This window comes from Pseudocitrobacter sp. RIT415 (assembly GCF_003057695.2).
GTDB classification, from domain to species: domain Bacteria; phylum Pseudomonadota; class Gammaproteobacteria; order Enterobacterales; family Enterobacteriaceae; genus Pseudocitrobacter; species Pseudocitrobacter faecalis.
Map to the genome: position 1 here is coordinate 32,480 of NZ_QBJC02000022.1, position 23,454 is coordinate 55,933.

Genomic DNA, 23,454 nt, shown 5'->3' on the forward strand with positions numbered 1-23,454 from the left:
TCTATTGAGACGCACACATGGAAAGTACGCCCAAAAAACCGACTAATAAAAAGGCGCCTGCCCTGATTCTGGTGATGGCGGCTATTGTCGTTATGGTTTATGTCATCTGGCGCCTGGACAGCGCGCCCTCCACAAATGATGCCTATGTTTATGCAGACACCATTGATGTCGTGCCGGAAGTCAGCGGCCGCATTGTCGACATGGCCGTGCACGATAACCAACGGGTTAAGAAAGGCGATGTGTTAATGCGCATCGATCCCCGCACTTATGAAGCCAACCTGGCGAAAGCCAAAGCCTCACTTGAAGCGCTCGACAAACAAATTATGCTGATGCAGCGCAGTGTTAATGCCCAACAGCACGGCGCTGATTCAGTAGAAGCGGCGGTCGCGAAAGCGCGCGCCGCCGCCGCCCAGGCGACCAAAACGCTGAATCGCACCGAGCCGCTGCTGGCGCAGGGCTTTGTTTCCGCTGAAGACGTTGACCGGGCCCGGACAGCGCAACGTGCCGCAGAAGCCGATCTCAATGCTATCCTCGAACAGGCAAAACAGGCAGCCAGCGCGGTTAGCGGCGTCGATGCGCTGGAAGCCCAGCGCGATGTGGTGCGGGCGGATATCGCACTCACCGAGCTGCATCTGGAAATGGCGACCGTGCGCGCGCCGTTTGATGGTCGCGTGGTGGCGCTGAAAACCAGCGTCGGTCAGTTCGCATCGGCCATGAAACCGGTTTTCACCCTGATTGATACTCACCACTGGTACGTGATCGCCAATTTCCGCGAAACCGAGCTGAAAAACATCCACAGTGGTACTCCCGCCACCCTTCGCCTGATGAGTGACTCCGGCAAAACGTTTACCGGCAAGGTCGATTCTATCGGCTACGGTGTAATGCCGGATGATGGCGGCATGGTTCTCGGCGGCCTGCCGCGCGTGTCCCGCTCCATTAACTGGGTTCGCGTCGCCCAACGTTTTCCGGTGAAAATTGTGGTCGAGAATCCGGACGAAGAGATGTTCCGCATCGGCGCATCAGCGGTTGCTAACCTTGAGCCGCAATGATGAAGGCGCTTGATTATCTGCCGCTCCCACTGGTTAAACTGCTGGGTTTCTTTCATGCAGAGCTCAGTGAACAGCGCCCGGGTCGCTTCCCGCAGACAATGCAGCTCTGGGCGGGCTGCTTACTGGTGGTGCTCATCTCCATGACCTTCGAGATCCCCTTTGTGGCGATCTCGCTGGCGGTGCTGTTTTACGGCATCCAGTCCAACGCTTTCTACACCAAATTTGTGGCGATTCTCTTTCTGGTCGCCACGGTGCTGGAAATCGGCAGCCTGTTCCTGATTTATAAATGGTCTTACGGCTATCCGCTGGTGCGTATGGTCATTGCCAGTCTGATCCTTATTGGCTGTATGTTCCTGATGCGTACCCATAAGTTGGGGCTGGTGTTCTTCGCCGTGGCGATTGTGGCGATTTACGGGCAAACTTTTCCGGGGATGCTTGATTACCCGGAAATTGTGCTGCGCCTGACGTTATGGTGCATCGTGGTCGGGCTTTACCCGACGCTGCTGATGGTGTTGATGGGCGTGCTGTGGTTCCCGGCGAGGGCGATTAGCCAGATGCGCAGCGGGCTTTGCGCACATTTGCAAGAAGCCGCCACACGCTTAACGCAGCTTGATTTACCGGTCAGTGACAAACAGCTTGAGCGCGACGCGCTGGCGCTGCAAAAACTGAACGTTTTCTGCATGGCGGACGACGTCGAGTGGAAAAACCATTGCGCCTGGTGGCAAACCTGCGTGGCAACTGTAACTTACCTGCGCACGACGCTTAACCGCTTTGATACCGCCGCCTGGGCGCATGATCCGGCGGTGCAGGCGTTGCTGGCTACACTGGCCACAGAAATGAATGCGCTGTGTGCGGCCATTCGCGTCGGTGATGCGTGGCGCGGAGACTGGCAACCAGACGAACAGCAGCTTGCCGCCGCGCAGCGTTGCGGTCTGGCGGGTGTGTGTCAGGCCGTGAGTCAGCTTGGCAAAATGGCCGCGGACACCCCGCCTGCACCTGCCGCAAAACAGCCGTCGATGGCCGCCGATGCCTGGACGAATCCGGTCTACATCCGCTATGCCCTGAAAACGCTACTGGCCTGCATGGTGTGTTATGTCTTTTATTCCGGCGTCGACTGGGAAGGCATCCACACCTGCATGCTCACCTGCGTGATCGTGGCGAATCCCAGTATCGGCTCCTCTTATCAGAAGATGGGGCTGCGTTTCGGCGGTGCGTTTCTCGGCGCGATTCTGGCGCTGCTGTTTACCCTGCTGGTCATGCCATGGCTCGACAATATTGTTGAGCTGCTGTGCGTGCTGGCGCCGATTTTCCTGCTTGGCGCATGGCTGGCGACCAGTTCCGAACGCTCCTCTTACATCGGCACGCAAATGGTCGTCACCTTTGCCCTCGCCACGCTGGAGAACGTGTTTGGCCCCACCTATGACCTGGTAGAAATCCGCGACCGTGCCATTGGGATCCTGATTGGCACCGCCGTCTCTGCGGTGATCTACACCTTTATCTGGCCTGAAAGTGAAGCTCGCGCGCTACCGCAGAAACTGGCGAGTGCGCTGGCGATGATTGCCAAAGCAATGCGCCTGCCACATACCCAGGGCGGCGCGGCGCTCAGCGGTTACCTGCAATTGCGCATCGGCTGCCACGCCGCGTTAAACGCCAGTGAAGAGATGTGCGAACGCGTGGCGCTTGAGCGTCATCTTCCTGTCGATGAACGTGACCGGTTAATCAGCCACAGCCAGGCGGTGATCCGTCAGGGGCGTGAAATCCTCAATACCTGGGATAAACAACCCGACGCACACTACGCCGCCGCACTCGCTGATGCGCTGGACGCCTACGCCAGCGGGCTGCCGCAGAACAGTAGCGTCACACCCACATTGAGCCCGGCTGCGCACGCCAACCCGACCGCGCAGCACATCACTCTTTTACCCGACTGGAGCAACCCGCCGCCCCCAGAGGCCGCGCGGGCGCAAGGAGCTATGCCACAATGACCCGACATTTTTCCCGCTTGCTGATTTGCAGCCTGCTCGGCACCACCACGCTGCTCTCAGGCTGTGCGTTGATCCGCAAAGATGGCACGCCGAGCCCGCAGATCGCCCCCGAGCAAATTAAGCTCGCCGACGACATTCATCTGGCAAGCCAGGGCTGGCCACAAGCGCAATGGTGGAAGCAATTTCACGATCCGCAACTGGATGCGCTGATCGCTAAAACCCTTGCCGGTTCGCATACGCTGGCCGAAGCAAAGCAGCACGAAGAGAAAGCGCAATCGCAGGCTGAACTGCTGGAAGCCGGTTCACGGTTGCAAATGGCGGCGCTGGGTATGCTGAACCGCCAGCGCGTTTCCGCCAGTGGCTTTCTGAGCCCCTACGCCATGGATGCGCCGCGTTTAGGGATGGACGGCCCTTACTATACGGAAGCGACCGTCGGCGTAGTCGCCGGGTTTGATCCCGATTTGTGGGGCGTACATCGTTCAGCCGTGGAAGCCGCCATTGGCGCGAAAAACGCGGCGCTGGCGGAAACCGCCGCCGTCGAACTGTCGCTGACCACCGGCGTCGCCCAGCTTTATTACAGCCAGCAGGCTAACTACCAGATGCTTGATTTGCTGGAGCAGACGCGTGATGTGATTGATTACGCGGTGCAGGCCCATCAAAGCAAAGTGAAGCAGGGGCTGGAGGCGAAAGTACCGTGGCACGGCGCGCGCGCGCAGTTACTGGCGGTGGAAAAACAAATCGCCGCAGTAAAAGGGCAAATCAAAGAGACGCGGGAATCGTTGCGCGCCATCATCGGTGCGACCGATATGCCGGACATCAAACCGGTGGCGCTGCCGCAGGTTGATACCGGGCTGCCATCGTCGCTCTCCTATGAACTGCTCGCTCGTCGCCCGGATCTTCAGGCCATGCGCTGGTATGTACAAGCCTCACTAAGCCAGGTCGATGCCGCACGCGCCCTCTTCTATCCGAGCTTCGATATCAAAGCCTTCTTCGGCTTCGACGCCATCCACCTTGAGGATATGTTCAAAAGCCCGAGCAAGCAGATTAACTTCATCCCCGGCCTGCGTCTGCCGCTGTTTGACGGTGGGCGTCTGAACGCTAATCTGGCGAGCACGCGCGCCAGCAGCAACATGCTGATTGAGCGCTACAACCAGTCGGTGCTCAACGCGGTTCGTGATGTGGCGATTAACGGCTCGCGCCTGCAAACGCTCAACGAACAGCGCGTGATGCAGACCGAACGCGTCGACGCCGCGCGTTACACCCAGGCCGCCGCACAAGCCGCCTACAAGCAAGGCCTTGGCAGCCGCTTGCAGGCAACCGAAGCGCAACTTCCGGTACTGGCGGAACAGATGTCGTTGATGATGCTCGACACCCATCGGATCATTGAGAACATCCAGCTCATTAAATCGCTGGGCGGCGGCTATCAGGCCATTCACCAAAAGTAACCCTCACGCCGCGTGCACCGTCACGCGGCGCCTCTTCGACACGTCAAAACTGACGACAGACTGTTTTTCGTCAGGGTTTTGTCTAAAAAATCCCCGTAATATCCGTGGATACCCACAATAAAAACATGGCATAGAACCTGCATAATGAGGTCGTTATGCGCGTCCGCGCTGATTGAAACTGGAGCAAGACCGATGAAAAAAGTCGTCACGGTTTGCCCGTATTGCGCCTCAGGTTGCAAAATCAACCTGGTGGTCGATAACGGGAAAGTCGTTAAGGCTGAAGCGGCGATGGGGAAAACCAACCAGGGCACGCTGTGCCTGAAGGGTTATTACGGCTGGGATTTTATCAATGATACCCAGATCCTGACTCCGCGCCTGAAAAGCCCAATGATCCGTCGCCAGCGCGGCGGCAAGCTGGAAGCCGTCTCCTGGGACGAAGCCCTGAATTACGTTGCTGACCGCCTGAGCGCGATCAAAGCAAAATATGGCCCAGACGCCATTCAAACGACCGGCTCCTCGCGTGGCACCGGTAATGAAACCAACTATGTGATGCAAAAATTTGCGCGCGCCGTTATTGGTACCAATAACGTCGATTGCTGCGCACGTGTCTGACACGGCCCATCGGTTGCAGGTCTGCACCAGTCGGTCGGTAATGGCGCAATGAGTAATGCCATCACAGAAATTGATAACACGGATCTCGTGTTCATCTTCGGGTATAACCCGGCAGATTCACACCCGATTGTGGCGAATCACGTGATTAACGCCAAACGCAATGGGGCAAAAATTATCGTCTGCGATCCGCGCAAAATTGAAACCGCGCGCATTGCTGATATGCACATCGCATTGAAAAACGGCTCGAACATCGCGCTGCTCAATGCCATCGGGCATGTCATTATCGAAGAAAATCTGTATGACCAGGCGTTCGTTGCGGGTCGTACCGAGGGCTTCGAAGAGTACCGTAAAATTGTTGAAGGCTATACACCGGAGTCCGTCGAGGACATTACCGGCGTGAGCGCGCAGGAAATTCGCCAGTGCGCCCGCATGTATGCTTCCGCGAAAAGCGCGGCGATCCTGTGGGGCATGGGCGTGACTCAGTTCTATCAGGGCGTGGAAACCGTGCGTTCTTTGACCAGCCTGGCGATGCTGACCGGCAACCTTGGGAAACCAAGCGTCGGCGTAAACCCGGTTCGTGGCCAGAACAACGTACAGGGCGCGTGCGATATGGGCGCGCTGCCGGATACTTATCCGGGCTACCAGTACGTCAAATTCCCGGAAAACCGCGAGAAATTCGCCAAAGCCTGGGGCGTTGACAGCCTGCCGGAACACACCGGTTATCGTATCAGCGAGCTGCCGCACCGCGTCGCACATGGTGAAGTACGCGCGGCCTACATTATGGGTGAAGATCCACTCCAGACTGACGCTGAACTCTCTGCCGTGCGTAAAGCGTTCGACGAGCTGGAACTGGTGATTGTGCAGGACATCTTTATGACCAAAACCGCCTCGGCGGCTGACGTCATTCTGCCGTCCACCTCATGGGGTGAGCACGAAGGGGTTTATACCGCGGCTGACCGTGGCTTCCAGCGTTTCTTCAAGGCCGTTGAGCCGAAGTGGGACCTGAAAACCGACTGGCAGATCATCAGTGAAATCGCCACCCGCATGGGCTATCCGATGCACTACAACAACACCCAGGAAATCTGGGATGAGTTGCGTCATCTTTGCCCGGACTTCCTTGGTGCAACCTATGAAAAAATGGGCGAGCTGGGATATGTCATGTGGCCGTGCCGCGATGAATCTGACGCCGACCAGGGAACGTCGTATCTCTTTAAAGAGAAGTTCGACACGCCAAACGGTCTGGCGCAGTTCTTCACCTGCGACTGGGTTGCGCCTATCGACAAACTGACCGACGAGTATCCGATGGTACTCTCCACGGTGCGTGAAGTTGGGCACTACTCCTGCCGTTCAATGACCGGTAACTGTGCGGCACTGGCCGCGCTGGCGGATGAACCGGGCTACGCGCAAATCAACACCGCTGATGCAGCACGCCTCGGCATTGAAGATGAAGCGCTGGTGTGGGTCAATTCACGCAAAGGGAAAATCATTACCCGTGCTCAGGTGAGCGATCGCCCGAACAAAGGCGCGGTGTATATGACCTACCAGTGGTGGATTGGCGCGTGTAACGAGCTGGTGAGTGAAAACTTAAGCCCGATTACCAAGACGCCGGAATATAAGTACTGTGCGGTCAACGTTGAGCCGATTGCGGATCAACAGGCGGCAGAGCAGTATGTGATTCAGGAATACGACAAGCTGAAAGCCCGTCTGCGCGAAAGCGCGTTGGGTTAATGATGGGGAGCCCCCCCTCACCCCGGCCCTCTCCCAAAGGGAGAGGGTGAAAACCGGCGCTGTATTTAAGTACGTGCACCATCGGTTCCCTCTCCCTTTGGGAGAGGGTTAGGGTGAGGGGGCAAACCAACAAAAACGGGGATGAAAATCATCCCCGTTTTTTTATTGGCAAACGTTACATATTCGCTTTCTTATCAAATTTACCGAGCACATCGCGTTCATACGCCAGCGCTTTTTTGCGGTCAAATTTGTGTTCCCACTTGGCGATAACCAGCACCGCCAGGGCATTACCCACCACGTTCAGTGCGGTACGCGCCATGTCGAGGATACGGTCAACACCGGCGATAAACGCCAGACCTTCCAGCGGAATACCCACGCTGCCGAGCGTTGCCAGCAGTACCACAAACGATACGCCCGGTACGCCAGCAATCCCTTTCGAGGTTACCATCAGCGTCAGCACCAGAATAATTTCCTGCCAGATGGAAAGCTCAATGCCGTAAAGCTGCGCGATAAAGATCGCCGCAATACTCTGGTACAGCGTTGAGCCATCCAGGTTGAAGGAGTAGCCGGTCGGAACGACGAAGCTGGTGATCGCCGGCGGCGCCCCATAGGCTTCCATCTTCTCGATGATACGCGGCAGCACGCTCTCGGAACTCGCGGTGGAGTACGCCAGAATCAGCTCATCTTTGAGGATGAGGATCAGCGTCCAGATGCTCAGTTTACACATGCGTGCAACCGCACCCAGCACCACCAGCGCGAAGAACAGAATCGCGGCATAAACCAGAATCACCAGCTTCGCCAGTGGCCACAGTGAAGCGAACCCAAAGTTTGCCACCGTCACCGAGATCAGTGCGAAGACCCCCACCGGTGCATAACGCATCACCATATGGGTCACTTTAAACATGGTTTCGGAGATAGAACGGAAAACGGTAACCAGCGGTTCACGATGCGTTGCAGGAAGAGAGGAAAGGCCCAGACCAAACAGCACCGAGAAGAAGATGATTGGCAACATGTCGCCCTTCGCCATCGACGCGATGATATTGGTCGGCACCAGTGAAAGAATGGTGCCCATCAGGCCATGCGCATGGCTCTGTACATCCGCCGTGGTGCTTTGGTATTTCGAAATATCCACCGTCGCCAGTTGCGACATATCAATGCCCGCGCCCGGCTGGAAGACGTTGGCAAGCGTAATCCCGAGGATAATCGCCACCGTGGTGATCACTTCGAAATAGATAATGGTTTTTGCGCCAATACGGCCAAGCTGTTTGGCATCGCCCACGCCCGCAATCCCCACGATAAGCGTGGAAATCACAATCGGTACGACAATCATTTTAATCAGATGGATAAAGATATCACCCGCCGGTGATAAGAGGTTAGCAATCAGCCATTCACGGCTATCACTATGATAATGCAGGTAACTACCCAGCAGGATGCCCAGAATAAGGGCAATCAAAATCTGCCAGGCGAGGCTGATTCTCGTTTTTTTCATAACAACAGACTTCCTCAATGAAAGCTATCATTCCAAAAGGGAATGACATCTACTTGAAAGGGATGATTTGTGTTGCGTTTGTTTATGGGGTTTTTTAACGCGCAGTATCAGTATCATCTGGACGGTATCTTGCGCAACCCTTTAAGAACAGGGCTTTTCACTTCAAACATGCATATTCTCATTAATTTCTACCAATAAACTATTATAAGTTTTTGTTATAAATAATATTTTTTTGACACAATTTTCATAAATAACTCCTGGCAATTATTTCCCTTCAAAGAATCGAATGCACATTATTTGAACAATCCTAATAATGCGTGATCTGCCGCCCAAATAGTAAACAAAGCTCGCAATACCCCTACAATTAACTTTTTGGCGACATATTATTAACATCTTACAAGGAGAAAAAAAGCATGAGCCAAATACATAAACACACCATTCCTGCGAACATTGCAGATCGTTGCCTGATCAACCCGGAGCAATACCAGCAGAGATACCAGCTCTCTATCTCCGACCCTGACGCATTCTGGGGAGAAGAAGGCAAAATTCTCGACTGGATGAAACCGTATACCAGGGTTAAGAACACCTCGTTTGCGCCGGGCAACATCTCCATCAAATGGTATGAAGATGGCACCCTGAACCTGGCGGCGAACTGCCTCGACCGACATCTGCACGCGCGCGGCGACCAGACCGCCATTATCTGGGAAGGCGACGACGCCAGCCAGAGCAAAAATATCACCTATAAAGAGCTACATCGCGACGTCTGCCGCTTCGCTAACGTCCTGCTTTCGCTGGGCATTAAGAAAGGCGATGTGGTCGCGATTTACATGCCAATGGTGCCGGAAGCCGCAGTCGCCATGCTGGCCTGCGCCCGCATTGGTGCAGTGCACTCGGTTATCTTCGGCGGCTTCTCACCGGAAGCGGTGGCCGGGCGTATTATCGACTCCAGTTCACGCCTGGTGATCACCGCTGACGAAGGCGTGCGCGCCGGGCGCGGGATCCCGCTGAAGAAAAACGTCGATGACGCGCTGAAAAACCCGAACGTCAAAACCATTGAAAACGTGGTGGTGCTGAAGCGCACCGGCGGCAAGATTGACTGGCATGAAGGCCGCGACCTGTGGTGGAGCGACCTGATCGAAAAAGCCGACGACCAGCACCAGCCAGAAGAGATGAACGCCGAAGACCCGCTGTTTATTCTCTATACCTCCGGTTCAACCGGCAAACCCAAAGGCGTGCTGCACACTACCGGCGGTTATCTGGTTTATGCGGCAACGACGTTCAAATATGCGTTTGATTACCATCCGGGTGACATCTACTGGTGTACCGCGGATGTGGGCTGGGTTACCGGCCACAGCTACCTGCTTTACGGGCCGCTGGCCTGCGGAGCGACTACGCTGATGTTCGAAGGTGTGCCAAACTCACCGACCCCGGCGCGTATGTGTCAGGTCGTCGACAAACACAAAGTTAACATTCTCTATACTGCGCCAACGGCGATCCGCGCCCTGATGGCGGAAGGCGATAAGGCGATTGAAGGTACCGATCGCTCTTCCCTGCGCATTCTCGGTTCCGTCGGCGAGCCGATTAACCCGGAAGCGTGGGAGTGGTACTGGAAGAAAATCGGCAAAGAGAAATGCCCGGTGATCGACACCTGGTGGCAGACAGAAACCGGTGGCTTCATGATCACCCCGCTGCCGGGCGCGACTGAACTGAAAGCCGGTTCCGCCAGCCGTCCGTTCTTCGGCGTACAGCCTGCGCTGGTGGATAACGAAGGGAATCCGCAGGAAGGCGCAACCGAAGGCAATCTGGTGATCACCGATTCCTGGCCGGGACAGGCGCGTACGCTGTTTGGCGATCACGAGCGCTTTGAGCAGACCTACTTCTCCACCTTCAAAAATATGTATTTCAGCGGTGACGGCGCGCGTCGCGACGAAGATGGTTATTACTGGATTACGGGGCGCGTTGATGACGTACTGAACGTCTCCGGCCACCGTCTGGGTACGGCAGAAATCGAATCGGCGTTGGTGTCGCATCCGAAAGTCGCAGAAGCGGCAGTGGTCGGCATTCCACACAACATTAAAGGCCAGGCGATTTATGCCTACGTGACGCTGAATCATGGTGAAGAACCGACGCCGGCGCTGTACACCGAAGTGCGTAACTGGGTGCGTAAAGAGATTGGCCCGCTGGCGACGCCGGACGTGCTGCACTGGACGGATTCGCTGCCAAAAACGCGTTCGGGCAAAATCATGCGCCGTATTCTGCGCAAAATTGCTGCGGGTGATACCAGTAACCTCGGCGACACCTCAACGCTCGCCGATCCGGGCGTGGTAGACAAACTGCTCGAAGAGAAGCAGGCGATCACCATGCCTTCATAACTTAGCCTTTCTCCCTCTCCCCGTGGGAGAGGGGCGGGGTGAGGGCCGTCATGGGCACCTTTCCCCCTCACCCTAACCCTCTCCCTTAAGGGAGAGGGAATTAAAACATCCCAACCCTACCTCTGGAGACTCTGTGATGAATGACACCATTTATCAGCGGATAGAAGACAGTGCGCGTTTCAGGGAGTTAGTCGAAAAACGGCAACGGTTTGCCACCATTCTGTCGATTATCATGCTGGCAGTTTACATCAGCTTTATTCTTCTGATTGCCTTCGCGCCTGGCTGGCTGGGTACGCCGCTGCATGCGGGAACCAGCGTGACCCGGGGGATTCCGATTGGCGTGGGCGTGATTCTTATCTCCTTTGTTCTGACCGGTATTTATATCTGGCGCGCGAACGGTGAGTTCGATCGTCTTAACAACGCGGTACTGCACGAGGTAAAAGCATCATGAAGCGAGTCCTGACGGCGCTTGCCGCCACACTACCCTTCGCCGCTAACGCAGCCGATGCTATCAGCGGTGCCGTACAACGCCAGCCAACCAACTGGCAGGCGATTATTATGTTTTTAATTTTCGTCGTGTTTACGCTTGGGATTACCTACTGGGCCTCTAAACGCGTACGTTCGCGTAATGACTACTACACCGCTGGCGGCAACATCACCGGTTTCCAGAACGGTCTGGCGATTGCGGGCGATTATATGTCTGCCGCCTCATTCCTGGGAATTTCCGCACTGGTCTTTACCTCTGGCTACGACGGGCTGATTTACTCGCTCGGCTTCCTGGTAGGTTGGCCCATCATTCTGTTCCTGATTGCCGAACGTCTGCGTAACCTGGGCCGCTATACCTTTGCCGATGTGGCCTCCTATCGCCTGAAGCAGGGCCCCATTCGTATTCTTTCCGCCTGTGGCTCGCTGGTGGTAGTTGCGCTGTACCTCATCGCCCAGATGGTTGGTGCGGGTAAACTGATTGAGCTGCTGTTCGGACTGAACTACCACATCGCGGTCGTGCTGGTGGGCGTGCTGATGATGATGTACGTGCTGTTTGGCGGCATGCTCGCCACCACATGGGTACAGATTATCAAAGCCGTTCTGCTGCTGTTTGGCGCGAGCTTTATGGCCTTTATGGTGATGAAACACGTGGGCTTCAGCTTCAATAACCTGTTCACTGAAGCCATGGCGGTTCACCCGAAAGGTGAAGCCATCATGAGCCCTGGCGGGCTGGTGAAAGATCCGATTTCCGCGCTGTCGTTGGGCCTTGGCCTGATGTTCGGAACAGCGGGGCTGCCACATATTCTGATGCGCTTCTTCACGGTTAGCGATGCCCGCGAAGCGCGTAAAAGCGTATTCTACGCCACCGGCTTTATGGGTTACTTCTACATCCTGACCTTTATCATCGGCTTTGGCGCTATCATGCTGGTGGGGGCGAACCCGGTCTATAAAGATGCGGCAGGCGCGCTGATCGGCGGTAACAACATGGCGGCGGTTCACCTGGCAAATGCGGTCGGCGGTAACCTGTTCCTCGGCTTTATCTCCGCTGTGGCCTTCGCCACCATTCTGGCGGTCGTCGCTGGCCTGACGCTGGCAGGTGCTTCTGCGGTGTCGCATGACCTTTACGCTAACGTCTTCCGTAAAGGCGCCACCGAGCGTGAAGAGCTGCGCGTATCGAAAATCACCGTACTGATTTTGGGCGTGATTGCTATCGTGCTGGGCGTGCTGTTTGAAAACCAGAACATCGCCTTCATGGTTGGCCTGGCATTTGCCATTGCCGCCAGCTGCAACTTCCCCATCATCCTGCTCTCCATGTACTGGTCAAAACTGACCACCCGTGGCGCCATGATGGGCGGATGGCTGGGCCTGCTGACCGCGGTGGTGCTGATGATCCTCGGCCCAACCATTTGGGTGCAGATCCTCGGCCACGAAAAAGCCATCTTCCCGTACGAATACCCGGCACTGTTCTCCATCACCGTGGCATTCCTGGGGATTTGGTTCTTCTCGGCAACCGACAACTCTGCTGAGGGTAACCTTGAGCGCGAGCAGTTCCGCGCCCAGTTTATCCGTTCACAAACCGGCCTCGGCGTCGAGCAGGGGCGTGCGCATTAACAGTAGATTCCCCGGTCGCAAGGCCGGGGAAACCCGCATCCTACACCACACTCCCCCACACCAGTTGCCCTTTATGGAACGTCGCCGTGCGCGGTGAAATACGCGCGACCGCCTCGGCGGAACAGGAGGCGTCCACCAGCACAAAGCTGGCGTCATCCTGGGCTTTTGGCCAGACACGCTCGCCCTTTTCATTGAGTGGCAACACATCACCCGTAGCTAAAAACAGCGAACGGGACAAATTCTGTTCGTTAGGGCGAATATAGAGCTGCGCATACAGATTGGCTTTTTCCAGCATGTCACCCAGGCCGTAAGGCGACCAGTAGTCGATAACGCTGTCAGTGCCGGTCATCACTTTCACGCCTTTGTCGTGCAACTGTTTGAGCGGCATATGCAACGTGCCAATCGGCACCGTCGAGGCGATAGAAATTTGCTGCGCCATCATGCGGTGCGCCAGTTCATCCACCTGTTGCGCGTTGAGCGTTGCCAGCGCAAAAGCGTGGCTGATGGTCAGCTTGCCTTTCAGTTGCGGCGTTTTCTCTACGGTTTCAACCATATAATTGATGGCCGCCACGCCCGCTGGCGTAGTTTCGTGCAGGTGTATATCGACGCCTTTGTCGTAATCCAGCGCAATCTGGAACATGGTGTCGAGGGATTTTTCCATCGCGCCATCGACGCTGGTGGGATCCAGCCCGCCGACGTAATGCGCCCCCGCCTGCATCGCTTCGCGCATTAAGGGTTCCGATTTCGACAGCAGCAAACCGTGCTGCGGGAAGGCGACAATTTCACACTCGAAGCCCGCCTGACGCCGCGCCAGCACCGCCTGCAGGTTTTGCAGATTTTTCAGGCCGGAAACCGGTTCGATATTGCAGTGGCTGCGGGCAATGGTGGTGCCTTTCGACTGCAAGAGATCGATCAGTTTTTCCGCCCGCTCCTGCGTGTACGGTTGCAGTTCCGGCAGCATTTTCTGCTCGAGCGCGATCATGTCCTGAATGGTGGTGCCCGCCGGGCGATTGAGCGAGCGCCACGGCCCGCCGTAAAAGGTTTTGTCGAGATGAATATGCATATCGCGGGTAGTGGGCAGCATCAACTTACCACCTGCGTCATAGTGCGGCAGCGTGGCGTCCGGATGCTGCTTGTTCTCGCGCAGGGCAACAATTTTGCCGTTCTGAATTTCCACGGTCTGGCGCGCCGTACGGGTCTGCACTGCCACACCGTTTTCATAATCAAAACCGGTTTCCAGCAGCACGTTGTCGAGATAGTAGTGCGGGTCAGTGATTTTCATGGTGTTATTCGCTTCGCAGTGGGTGGTGCCAGAGACCGCCGCATGGGCAAGCGGCACAGACGTACCAAACAGCGCAGCGGCGGTGACCATCTTACCGCTCTGGCTCAGAAACTCACGGCGGCTATTATTTTCTTTCATCTTACGTCCTTAGGTTTTAATAATATGGGTGCCCGTTTCGCCGCGCAGTGCCGCTGGCAGGCATTCCGGCGTGGTGATAATCACTTCTTTGCCGCCCTGTTCCAGGAACGTCAGGCTGGCGATGATTTTTGGCAACATGCTGCCAGGCGGGAAATGCCCTTCCTGCATATAGCGGGTCATGGTGGCAATATCCACCCGATCCAGCGCCTGCTGCTGCGGCTTGCCAAAGTGAATACACACTTTTTCCACGCCGGTGGTGATCACTAAAATGTCGGCGTGAATTTCGCGCGCCAGCAGCGCAGTGGAGAGATCTTTGTCGATAACCGCGTCCACGCTTTGGTAATCGCCTGCTTCTGTACGCACCACGGGAATGCCACCGCCTCCCGCGCCAATCACCACAAAGCCCTGTTGGATCAGCGCCTTAATGGCGGGTGCTTCGACAATACGTTTGGGTTCCGGCGAGGCAACAACCCGGCGATAGCCCCGTCCGGCATCTTCAACAAAATGCCAGTCAGGATTTGCCTCTTGTAATTCGTCACGCTGGGTTTCACTAAAGAATGCACCGATGGGCTTGGTGGGATGAGCAAATCCAGGATCGTTTTTATCCACTTCGACCTGAGTCACCACGGTGACGGCTTTTTTCTCGCCGTGACGGGCCAGCCGGTTGTTCAGCGCCTGTTGGATCAGGTAGCCAATACCACCTTGCGTATCCGCCACGCAGTTCGCCAGTGGCGTTAAGGGCAGCCCTTCGCGCTCGTGAGCAATCTCCGCGCGGCGTAAATCCAGCCCGACCTGTGGCCCGTTACCGTGGGTCAGCACAATGTCGTAATCGGAAGCCAGCATTTCCAGCACCGTATCGGCGACGGCTTTCACCGCCTCCGCCTGATGCTCAATCGACTGACTGGCGTTATCTTTGATAATGCTGTTGCCACCAATGGCAACGACCACAAGCTCTTTCATATTGTTATGTCCGCTACAGAAGGTGATGGGGTTATGACCAACGTCAGACTGCCTGATGCGCTACGCTTATCAGGCCTACAAATTCTGTTGCTATCCGGCAATGGTGAAAAATGCCTGATGCGACGCTCGCGCGTCTTATCAGGCCTACAAATTCTCGTGGCATTTGTAGGCCGGATAAGGCGTTCACGCCGCCTCCGGCATGAACATCTCAGTCAGACGCCGTAACGTTCGCACCAGCCAAGAATGGCTTTCTCGAAGCAGGCGAATGGTGGATGCACGATGCCCGCACCAATCATGCCGACGCCCGCATCTTTATGCGCGATGGCGGTGTTGATCACCGGCAGAATGCCGCTGCTACCCACGCGGGTAATGTCGATTGCCGACGGCACGCCCATAAAACCGAGCAGCGGAATGGTGACGTTGGGGTTTTCACCGAGGGTGATTTCCCGCATCTGGCGGGAGAAATCGATAGCTTCCTCCACCGTACCGCCCACCAGCGCGACGATGGCGGGCGCGGTCGCCATGGCAAATCCACCAATGCCGTAGGTTTCGGTGATGGCGCTGTCACCGATATCCAGCCCTGAATCTTCCGGCTTATACCCGGCAAACATCGGGCCAATCACCTGCTGTGCCGGGCCGGTAAACCATTGCCCCGGCAGGCCGCTGACCCGCAGGCCGAACTCGACGCCGTTACGCGCCATGGTGGTCACCACGGTGCTGTATTCGATGCCGTGCGCCGCATCCATCGCCGCTTTACACATCGCCATCCACGTCGGGCCGGAGAAGTAGTCGCTGCTGGCGACAAACTCAAACACTTCGCGCTGCTGCTCAACGGAATAACCGGCCTGAATAATCCCCGGCGTCAGCGCCTGAATCAGCAGCGTCGTTCCGGCGTTGTTGCGGTTATGGCACTCATCGCCCATATGCAGCGCCTGCGCCAGCATTAAGCGCAGATCGATCTCACCGATAATTTTCATCGCGTCGCGCAGCATGGGCCCCTGCACATCGCGCATCCACTTGAGACGGTCAATCACGCTCTGGTCGTTGGCGCCCATGCGCAAAATCTTCGCCATCTGCTCGCTCATGTTGGTGTACGCGAGGTTGCCGTAGGTTTTGTTTTTCACGATGTGCATAAACATCGAGGCCGAGGTGACGCCCGCCATCGACCCCACGCAGTCATGTTCGTGGCACGGCGAGAAAGTAATCTCTCCGGAGGCCGCCAGTTCAGCCGCTTCGTCGAGATCTTTCGCCAGCCCTTCAAACACCAGCGCCCCGGTGACCGCGCCTTTCATCGCGCCGCACATTTTGTCCCAGGTGACCGGCGGCCCGGCGTGAAGAATGGTTTTCGGCGTCATGCCTGGCACCACGTTAATCGCCTGATCAAAGCCAATCAAAACCGGATGCGACTGGATAATGCGCTCCAGCGCATGCTGGTTAGCGGCGGCGATTTTGTCTGCCAGCGGCGAAGCGGCAATGTTGTCCAGCGCCTGCACCACCTGCATATTGCCCTGCCCCGGCGGCGTCCAGTCGAGCTGGGTCACTTCAACATGCTGCTTTTTCAGGTCATCGCTAAACATGGCAATACCGACGTTAATAACGTTCAACGGTTGGCTAAACAGTGACGGGCTCATCAGGCTTCCTCCCCTTTGCAGATAAATTCACGCGCCAGCAATCCGGTATTGGTGCTGCTGCTGGCCAGAATCACGCCGGCATCAAGCAACATCTGGCTCTGTTGTGCTAACGATGGCGTATCAAGATCGGTGCCCAGCACATAGGCGAGAATGATCAATTCACGGCCTTCGGCAGCGGCGATCGCTTTCGCTTCTTTGATCGCGTCGATGGTGGAGCCGACCGGATCTTCATGCGATCCAAATCCGAGCACGAAATCCATCACGATCACCGCCACTTCCGGATCGCGCGCTTCTTCGAGCAAGCGGCTGATGCGATTGGTCGGGTCAATCATTGGGTGCGGCTTGCCGTTGGTAAAATCATCATCGCCAAAGTCGAGGAAGGTGTGTTTGATGCTGCGGTTGATATCTTTCAGGCGGAATTCAGGATCGGGCTGGATATTGCTGTAGACATCGCCGTGTTTTTCCATCACCGCGAACATTGTTTCGTCACACAGCGTGCCGCCGCAGAACAGCCCACGAATGTATTTTTGCTGGGGTTGCAGGCGAGTACGCACGTCCGCAATCAACGACCGGTTAAGCGAATGCAGGTCGAGCTTTTCTTGTTTCACGCCGGAGAGCAGCACCGCTTTCAGCGCCGCTTCTTTGGTGCCGCGGGCAAACTGTAGCCCCGGCTCATCAGCGGATGTTTCGCCACGACCGAGGAAGCAAACCACCACCGGTTTGCGGCAGGCGCGCGCACGTTCCAGCACTTTGCGGGCCACCGCAGGCGCTGGCGGTTTAGAAATTAAGGCGATGATTTCCGTTTGTGGATCGTTTTCTAACATGCCGATGGCATCGAGCATCATCAGGCCGCCAATTTTCTCACTCAGATCACGCCCGCCGGTGCCAACCAGTTGTGAAACGCCGCCGCCAAAGTCATGAATGCGGACACTCAGTTCCTGGCTACCGGTGCCAGATGCACCAACTATACCGATGTTGCCGCGACGCACAGCGTTACCAAAGCAGAGCGCCGCGCCGTTAATAATCGCCGTGCCGCAGTCAGGCCCCATCATCAGCAGCCCTTTTTCGTGGGCCAGTTGCTTGAGCGCCAGTTCATCTTCAACTGAGACGTTATCAGAAAACAGCATCACATTGAGGTCGTTTTGCAGCGCCTGACGCGCTTCGCGGGCGGCAAACAGACCGTTAACGGAAATCACCGCCAGGTTACTTGCCGGAATATGCTTTTTGGCGCTGGCAATAGTGGCATAGCGCGCTTCATGCGAGCCACTTTGCGCTTTGGTATTGAACAGTTCTTCAATCTCAGCCAGCAACTGTTCGTTGTCCGCGCCTGTTTTGCCGTTGATGACAATCATCAGGTCGCCGTTTTTCGCCTGTTCCAGCTCCGGCGTCAGCAGTCCTAAATTCTTCAGCACGCCTTTGTTCATTTCCGTCGCCATCGCCACAAATGCCTGCTCGACGCCGTCGAGTTTATTTGCGCGCGTGGAGATGGACATCAGCGAGACAGAATCAAAATAAGTATTCGGTTTAATGACTATTTTAACTGACATAATTCCCTCCGTAGGTTTGGCTCAGCGCACAGCCATCGGCCATGCCAAACAGCATGTCGCAGCCGGAACTGGAGCCAATACTTTTAATATCCGCGATGTTCTTTTCCGATAATTGCCTGGGGTCATTAATCAGGCTGGCAATAAACGCATAAATATTTTCACGATAACGATAATCGAATGCCGCCTCGAGCGTCGTGGCACTCAGGCTTGTTGTATTTTTTTCGGCACACGCCAGGGCCGATATAAATTCATCACGCAGATGCGCTGCCGGGTGACCAGGAATAAAGAGAATTGCACTCATTCCCACCAGATAATCATCGGAAGACGGCGTAAGCCCGATGCCCAAACCTATCATCTGTGTAACGGCGGACGTGATATTTAAATTACCACGCAGCGCCTTAAATAGTATTTCCCGGTTACGCTGCAATTGCTCAGATATCGCCTGATAAAAAGGGTTATTTCCGCCTCCCAGAAAAAGCGTGTCATGCTTTTGTAGTTGCTGCAAAATTATATCGCGCAATTTAAGCCACGGAATCTGGCGAAAACGTTCGCGACTTAGCGTTAAATCTGGCGGCTGCCAGCAGCGGCATGACAGCGTATCAATTTTCAGTTTATCAGCAACCATGACGCCATGATGATGCAACTCAATCGACTGGCCAGGCTGGAATGAAGCATCAAAGTGAGTGAGCGCTAACCTACAGCTATTTGGGGCGTTATCACAGCTTTCACTCAGCAGTGTCAACCATCGCCGCCGGGCAGGAAGCCAGAGATTAACCGCCCGATTAAATACCTGTGCAATCTGCCCTGAACCCCGTTCGGCCAGAAAACCTGCATCTGCCGTTAGCGCCTGCACACACCGGTATAGTGGTGTGTTAATGGCGATTCTCCTTCGTTATGCACCCGCCGCAATCAGCAGTTCGGCAATTTCAGAAAAACCTTTTTCGCGCGCCAGTTCGAGTGGCGTTTTACCGTATTTATCGGTCATATGCGGGCTGGCACCGTGTTGCAGTAAAAGACGTACAATTGCCTGCTGCGTTTCACCGCCATCATTAAACACAATAGCTTCCAGCAGCGGCGTCCAGCCAACATAATTGGTCTGATTAACGTTAATATCAGTGCGGGTTAATAATTCGCGTACAATATTGATATGGCCTTTTTCGCAGGCGGGCGTCAGCCCCACGCCGCCAAAACGCGTTAAACGGTTGAGATCGGGATTGGCGGGCAGAATTAAATTCAAAAGCGTTAAATCATTATTCAGGCAACTCAGCAGAAAAGGATTAGCACAGATGTTATCCTGCATATTAATATCTGCACCTGCATCTATTAATATTTGCACGCAGTCATAATGTTTATTCAGGCTCGCAAGAATAATGGCGGTTTGCTTCGTTCTATTACGTGTATTAACATCAACACCCTGCCGCAAACAGTTTCTGAGCGCATCAACATTTCCATGTTGGGCTGCCAGCAAAAACTCACTCGCCAAATTATTCGTGGTCATAAATATTCCCCCAGCTGATGATGTGGCTGTTTGATCCATAATTCGAGGATAGCAATGAAACTTCAGGAAAAGAAGGCGGTTAAATTTAATTCGCCATAACACGCCTTATTATTGAAAGTAATTCAACAATGGAGGCAGAGTGTGCGTTAACACACTGTTTGTTCCTTTACCTCTATACCCCTTAACTCAACCGGGTTTTATTTCGATATAGTTCCGAAACGAAACCAACACATTCAGTAAACATGATATTGGGGGGCACCATGAACGGACTCACCGCAACAGGTATCACCGTCGGTATTTGCGCAGGGCTCTGGCAAATGGTGGCCTCCAGGGTCGGAATGACGCCAGGTTGGGAGTTATTAGGCACAACGGGTTTTGTCTCGTTTTGTAGTTTCTATGCGGCTGGCGGCGGAAAAGCCGGATTTACGAAAAGCCTGTTCGTTAACGTCTCCGGGGCGATATGGGCTTCTCTGGCCGCGCTGGCGACGGGCTGGTTAGCCACCACGTCCGGGCTTTCGCCGTGGTTGGCTGGCGTGATAATGACTATTCCTTTCTCAGCGGCGATCGTCTGGCAGGGGCGCTTCTGGCTGACCTCGTTTATTCCCGGCGGCTTTCTTGGCATGACGCTTTTTTTCGCCACCGGGCTTAACTGGGCCGTTGCGCTGTCCGGTTTTATCGTCGGGAACGGCATCGGACTCATCTCGGAATATACCGGGCGCAGGCTGAGTGAAGCCACCTCAAAAGAGAAGGTGTAATCAGTTTTAAAAGTTATTCAAAAGTGATTGTCACTTTGCCCTGAGAATCACTACAGTAAAACAGGAGCATAATGCGGTAACCGGAGCAGGAAAATGAACTCAATTTTTACGGAAGAAAACCTGCTGGCGTTTACCACCGCCGCACGTTACGGCAGCTTTAGTAAAGCGGCGGAGGAGTTAGGGCTGACGACTTCCGCCATCAGCTACACGATTCGCAGGATGGAAACCGGCCTTGATGTGGTGCTGTTTACCCGTAATACCCGCAGCATAGAACTGACGGAATCCGGGCGCTACTTTCTGCGTAAAGCGAGCGATCTGCTCAATGACTTTCACGCCATTCGCCGCAGTATTGATACCATCGCCCAGGGAATAGAGACAAGAATTCGCATTTGTATCAACCAGTTGCTTTATACACCGGAACATACCGCCCGCTTGCTTCAGGGGTTGAAAAAGCAATTTCCCACTTGCCAGATTACCGTCACCACGGAAGTGTATAACGGCGTCTGGGATGCGATGATCAATAACCAGGCCAGCATTGCTATCGGCGCGCCGGATACCCTGCTCGACGGCGGCGGCATTGATTACACCGAAATTGGCGCGATTCGTTGGGTTTTCGCCATCGCCCCCGATCATCCCCTGGCCTTTATGCCGGAGCCCATCGCCGAAAGTCAGCTACGCCTTTATCCCAATATCATGGTGGAAGATACCGCGCATACCATCAATAAGAAGGTAGGCTGGCTGCTGCACGGTCAGGAATCGGTGCTGGTGCCTGATTTCAACACCAAATGCCAGTGCCAGATCCTCGGCGCTGGAATCGGTTTTTTACCTGACTACATGGTGCGTAAAGCAGCAGAACAATCACTGCTGGTCACCCGACAAATCCATAACCCACGTCAGGATTCTCGTATGCTGCTGGCGACGCGCCACTCCGCCACCGGACAGGTAACACTGTGGATTAAAAAAGAGTTCGCTCCCGGCGGGATTTTGAGCGGAATTTATCAAGACCTTTTACATAGAGAGAACTGATTCGATGGGACTTTGCGATCGTCCAGCATATCCCACTGATTTTCGTGTTGTTCAAAAATCACATTTTCACGCCCGTCTGGTGACTGAAATCACGCTTTGTAGCTGTTAAAAAACGATCTGCATCACATTGATTTTCATCAATTCGCTATCTCTATCACACTATTTACCCCTTCTACACTTCTCCGCTCTTCTTCATCCTTCCCACAGACGACTTTTCGCGAGCCGCTCCCTATTCTTACCCCATCGACAAACTGTCAGCGAAACGGCTCAAACGCGCCGGGTTTAGCAACATCGACAAAAACAGCGGGCTGCCTGCGGGCGGCGTGTCCAGCCAGCGGTCGAGCGTGTCGGCATAACGCAGCAGCGCGTTCTGCTGTTCGGCAAGTACGCTGGCGGAGGGCTCACTACCGTAATGATCGTGCCAGGTGAGCAGCGTCACGCTGGCAGCGACGCGAGAAAACATCTGGCTGTAGACCTCGGCGCTACGCCAGGCGGCAAGAAGTTGTTCCAGCGTATCGTTCGGGCAGGTGATGCGCGGCATGAGCGCCCGCAGACTTTGCACAGCGTTGGCGGCGAGGAAGCAGGCGGTCTCTTTCTCAAGGGCGATCAGCTCGCGCTGCTCATTACCAAGCGACGGATCGTCGGTGGGCATCAGCGGCTGGTAAGCCTGCATCCAGTTGGCGCTGCGGGTATCCATGTGCAGCAACTGCTGCGCCTGGGCGAGGCTTTCGGGGATTTGGCTTTGATAGTGCATACGCCGCCCCAGCAGGTTGGGCGTTTTGCACAGCCAGTCATAGCTGGTATGCAGCAGGGCGGCGAGACGCTGTTTATCCTGTGCGGAACGGAAACGAAGCTGTTGCTGCTCAGCCCAGCGTTCGAAGGTGGTAAGCGCGCCCTCCTGAAGTTGATTCGCCGCCGACAGGCCAAGCAGATTGATGGCGTTGAAGGAGTCCATCACCCGGCTGTCGGGCAGCCACTGCCAGCTGACGCGGGAAGTGATGGCTTCCACTTCATTTTCCGCCACGCTCAGCGCCCAGCTCAGGCGACCGCTGATTTCATCAGCGAGATAGCACGGCAGCGCCGTCCAGCCGTAGCCGGTGCCGAAGAGGTCAAACTCGATCCACTTATTGTGGCCTGGCAGCGTGGCGATATTGGGATGGTTGGCGAAGCCGGGGTGGTAATCCAGCTCGGTGGCTTTGATGGAGGCGCGCACATCGCCCGGCAGCGTCGCGAGAATGCTCGAGAGCTGCTGGCGCGGCCAGCTGTCATCAATGAAGTCGCGCAAAACCAGCTTTTTTCCCTGCCCGCGCAGCAGGCTCCAGACGGAATGCAGGCTGTGCTGCCAGCCGGAGGTCTGAAACGCGGGCGTTGTCAGGCTAAGAATTAAACCGCTCAGATGCGGCAACGCCTGTAATAACGGATGCATGATTGCCGCATAAAACTGCGGCCAGAAATCGGGCGCGCTTTTTTCATCGAATGCCATCTCGGGAAATTTGCGCTTAATAATGTCATCCGTCGGCGCGGCTTCGCCCTGAAGCCAAAAAGATAAATTATTGTCGGCCAGATAACGGTCAACGCGTTTTAAATACAGCAGCGCGTAATTTTGCTGATGAATAAGGTTCTCGACATTCAGTTTCTGACTCAATGGCGAGGGCGTAGCCAGAATAGAAAGCAGTTCCTGTTGGTGCAGGATTATCCCGGTGAAACCATGCTGTTTCGCACTCTGCACACCCTGAATAAACCAGGGCCAGTGCCAGATAAAGGTGCTATTCAGTTCCATCAACTGGTGGGGAATACGTTTCATCGCGACATCCTGCCGTTATTTGGTCGTTTATCATAATCG

General features: G+C 55.3%; 17 protein-coding genes. 9 read left to right on the forward strand and 8 right to left on the reverse strand.

Annotated features, from left to right (window positions below; translation table 11 throughout):
* Positions 1 to 17 precede the first annotated feature (17 nt).
* From mdtN to fdhF, 4 genes are all read left to right on the forward strand, one after another.
* The gene (gene mdtN, locus DBY68_RS18530) at positions 18 to 1,049 is read left to right on the forward strand and encodes a multidrug transporter subunit MdtN (RefSeq protein WP_108476057.1); all 1,032 of its coding nucleotides are present in this window, start codon (positions 18 to 20) and stop codon (positions 1,047 to 1,049) included.
* On the forward strand, positions 1,049 to 3,031 hold the full coding sequence (mdtO, locus tag DBY68_RS18535) for a multidrug efflux transporter permease subunit MdtO (RefSeq protein WP_108476094.1): 1,983 nt from the start codon (positions 1,049 to 1,051) through the stop codon (positions 3,029 to 3,031). The genes mdtN and mdtO overlap by 1 nt, the downstream gene beginning before the upstream one ends.
* Complete coding sequence (locus DBY68_RS18540; RefSeq protein WP_108476056.1) at positions 3,028 to 4,476, forward strand: MdtP family multidrug efflux transporter outer membrane subunit; 1,449 nt, start codon at positions 3,028 to 3,030, stop codon at positions 4,474 to 4,476. Before mdtO ends, DBY68_RS18540 begins: the two co-directional genes overlap by 4 nt.
* A 192-nt stretch (positions 4,477 to 4,668) precedes the next feature.
* The gene (gene fdhF / locus DBY68_RS18550) at positions 4,669 to 6,816 is read left to right on the forward strand and encodes a formate dehydrogenase subunit alpha (RefSeq protein ID WP_108476055.1); all 2,148 of its coding nucleotides are present in this window, start codon (positions 4,669 to 4,671) and stop codon (positions 6,814 to 6,816) included.
* Positions 6,817 to 6,991: 175 nt separating this feature from the next.
* Here the strand turns inward: fdhF and gltP are convergent, their stop codons facing one another.
* Entirely contained in the window at positions 6,992 to 8,305 is a 1,314-nt protein-coding gene (gene gltP / locus DBY68_RS18555; protein WP_108476054.1) for a glutamate/aspartate:proton symporter GltP, read from the reverse strand.
* Between the two features lie 413 nt (positions 8,306 to 8,718).
* Here gltP and acs point away from each other — a divergent pair, with 413 nt between their 5' ends.
* From acs to actP, 3 genes are all read left to right on the forward strand, one after another.
* Positions 8,719 to 10,677 (forward strand): acetate--CoA ligase, encoded by a 1,959-nt coding sequence (gene acs / locus DBY68_RS18560; protein WP_108476053.1) that lies wholly within the window; start codon positions 8,719 to 8,721, stop codon positions 10,675 to 10,677.
* Between the two features lie 136 nt (positions 10,678 to 10,813).
* The gene (locus DBY68_RS18565; RefSeq protein ID WP_108476052.1) at positions 10,814 to 11,128 is read left to right on the forward strand and encodes a DUF485 domain-containing protein; all 315 of its coding nucleotides are present in this window, start codon (positions 10,814 to 10,816) and stop codon (positions 11,126 to 11,128) included.
* Positions 11,125 to 12,774: a cation/acetate symporter ActP gene (gene actP / locus DBY68_RS18570; protein WP_108476051.1), complete on the forward strand. Its 1,650-nt coding sequence runs from the start codon at positions 11,125 to 11,127 to the stop codon at positions 12,772 to 12,774. The genes DBY68_RS18565 and actP overlap by 4 nt, the downstream gene beginning before the upstream one ends.
* 40 nt (positions 12,775 to 12,814) lie before the next feature.
* Here actP and DBY68_RS18575 read toward each other — a convergent pair whose 3' ends face one another.
* The 6 genes from DBY68_RS18575 to DBY68_RS18600 form a co-directional block, all read right to left on the reverse strand.
* The gene (locus DBY68_RS18575) at positions 12,815 to 14,194 is read right to left on the reverse strand and encodes an amidohydrolase family protein (RefSeq protein ID WP_108476050.1); all 1,380 of its coding nucleotides are present in this window, start codon (positions 14,192 to 14,194) and stop codon (positions 12,815 to 12,817) included.
* Positions 14,195 to 14,203: 9 nt separating this feature from the next.
* Positions 14,204 to 15,154 (reverse strand): carbamate kinase family protein, encoded by a 951-nt coding sequence (locus DBY68_RS18580; protein WP_108476049.1) that lies wholly within the window; start codon positions 15,152 to 15,154, stop codon positions 14,204 to 14,206.
* 212 nt (positions 15,155 to 15,366) lie between these two features.
* Positions 15,367 to 16,785 (reverse strand): DUF1116 domain-containing protein, encoded by a 1,419-nt coding sequence (locus DBY68_RS18585; RefSeq protein ID WP_108476048.1) that lies wholly within the window; start codon positions 16,783 to 16,785, stop codon positions 15,367 to 15,369.
* Positions 16,785 to 18,332 carry an acyl-CoA synthetase FdrA gene (gene fdrA / locus DBY68_RS18590; protein ID WP_108476047.1) on the reverse strand — a complete coding sequence of 516 codons (1,548 nt, stop codon included), beginning with the start codon at positions 18,330 to 18,332 and terminating at the stop codon, positions 16,785 to 16,787. Before fdrA ends, DBY68_RS18585 begins: the two co-directional genes overlap by 1 nt.
* A complete protein-coding gene (locus tag DBY68_RS18595; protein WP_108476046.1) occupies positions 18,322 to 19,185 on the reverse strand; it encodes a DUF2877 domain-containing protein in 864 nt (287 codons plus the stop codon). Before DBY68_RS18595 ends, fdrA begins: the two co-directional genes overlap by 11 nt.
* Positions 19,186 to 19,224: 39 nt before the next feature.
* On the reverse strand, positions 19,225 to 19,830 hold the full coding sequence (locus DBY68_RS18600; protein WP_108476045.1) for an ankyrin repeat domain-containing protein: 606 nt from the start codon (positions 19,828 to 19,830) through the stop codon (positions 19,225 to 19,227).
* 260 nt (positions 19,831 to 20,090) lie between these two features.
* On the opposite strand from DBY68_RS18600, the gene DBY68_RS18605 reads away from it, so the two are divergent.
* Positions 20,091 to 20,585 carry a DUF1097 domain-containing protein gene (locus tag DBY68_RS18605; RefSeq protein WP_108476044.1) on the forward strand — a complete coding sequence of 165 codons (495 nt, stop codon included), beginning with the start codon at positions 20,091 to 20,093 and terminating at the stop codon, positions 20,583 to 20,585.
* 93 nt (positions 20,586 to 20,678) lie between these two features.
* Positions 20,679 to 21,611, forward strand: a complete 933-nt coding sequence (locus DBY68_RS18610) for a LysR substrate-binding domain-containing protein (RefSeq protein ID WP_108476043.1) — start codon at positions 20,679 to 20,681, stop codon at positions 21,609 to 21,611.
* Positions 21,612 to 21,846: 235 nt separating this feature from the next.
* On the opposite strand, the gene DBY68_RS18615 is transcribed toward DBY68_RS18610, so the two are convergent.
* The gene (locus DBY68_RS18615; RefSeq protein ID WP_108476042.1) at positions 21,847 to 23,415 is read right to left on the reverse strand and encodes a hypothetical protein; all 1,569 of its coding nucleotides are present in this window, start codon (positions 23,413 to 23,415) and stop codon (positions 21,847 to 21,849) included.
* Positions 23,416 to 23,454 lie beyond the last annotated feature (39 nt).

Coding starts and splice junctions, on each gene's coding strand:
- mdtN (WP_108476057.1), top strand. CDS start 18: ATGGAAAGTACGCCCAAAAAACCGACTAATAAAAAGGCGCCTGCCCTG.
- mdtO (WP_108476094.1), top strand. CDS start 1,049: ATGAAGGCGCTTGATTATCTGCCGCTCCCACTGGTTAAACTGCTGGGT.
- DBY68_RS18540 (WP_108476056.1), top strand. CDS start 3,028: ATGACCCGACATTTTTCCCGCTTGCTGATTTGCAGCCTGCTCGGCACC.
- gltP (WP_108476054.1), bottom strand. CDS start 8,305: ATGAAAAAAACGAGAATCAGCCTCGCCTGGCAGATTTTGATTGCCCTT.
- acs (WP_108476053.1), top strand. CDS start 8,719: ATGAGCCAAATACATAAACACACCATTCCTGCGAACATTGCAGATCGT.
- DBY68_RS18565 (WP_108476052.1), top strand. CDS start 10,814: ATGAATGACACCATTTATCAGCGGATAGAAGACAGTGCGCGTTTCAGG.
- actP (WP_108476051.1), top strand. CDS start 11,125: ATGAAGCGAGTCCTGACGGCGCTTGCCGCCACACTACCCTTCGCCGCT.
- DBY68_RS18575 (WP_108476050.1), bottom strand. CDS start 14,194: ATGAAAGAAAATAATAGCCGCCGTGAGTTTCTGAGCCAGAGCGGTAAG.
- DBY68_RS18580 (WP_108476049.1), bottom strand. CDS start 15,154: ATGAAAGAGCTTGTGGTCGTTGCCATTGGTGGCAACAGCATTATCAAA.
- DBY68_RS18585 (WP_108476048.1), bottom strand. CDS start 16,785: ATGAGCCCGTCACTGTTTAGCCAACCGTTGAACGTTATTAACGTCGGT.
- fdrA (WP_108476047.1), bottom strand. CDS start 18,332: ATGTCAGTTAAAATAGTCATTAAACCGAATACTTATTTTGATTCTGTC.
- DBY68_RS18600 (WP_108476045.1), bottom strand. CDS start 19,830: ATGACCACGAATAATTTGGCGAGTGAGTTTTTGCTGGCAGCCCAACAT.
- DBY68_RS18605 (WP_108476044.1), top strand. CDS start 20,091: ATGAACGGACTCACCGCAACAGGTATCACCGTCGGTATTTGCGCAGGG.
- DBY68_RS18610 (WP_108476043.1), top strand. CDS start 20,679: ATGAACTCAATTTTTACGGAAGAAAACCTGCTGGCGTTTACCACCGCC.
- DBY68_RS18615 (WP_108476042.1), bottom strand. CDS start 23,415: ATGAAACGTATTCCCCACCAGTTGATGGAACTGAATAGCACCTTTATC.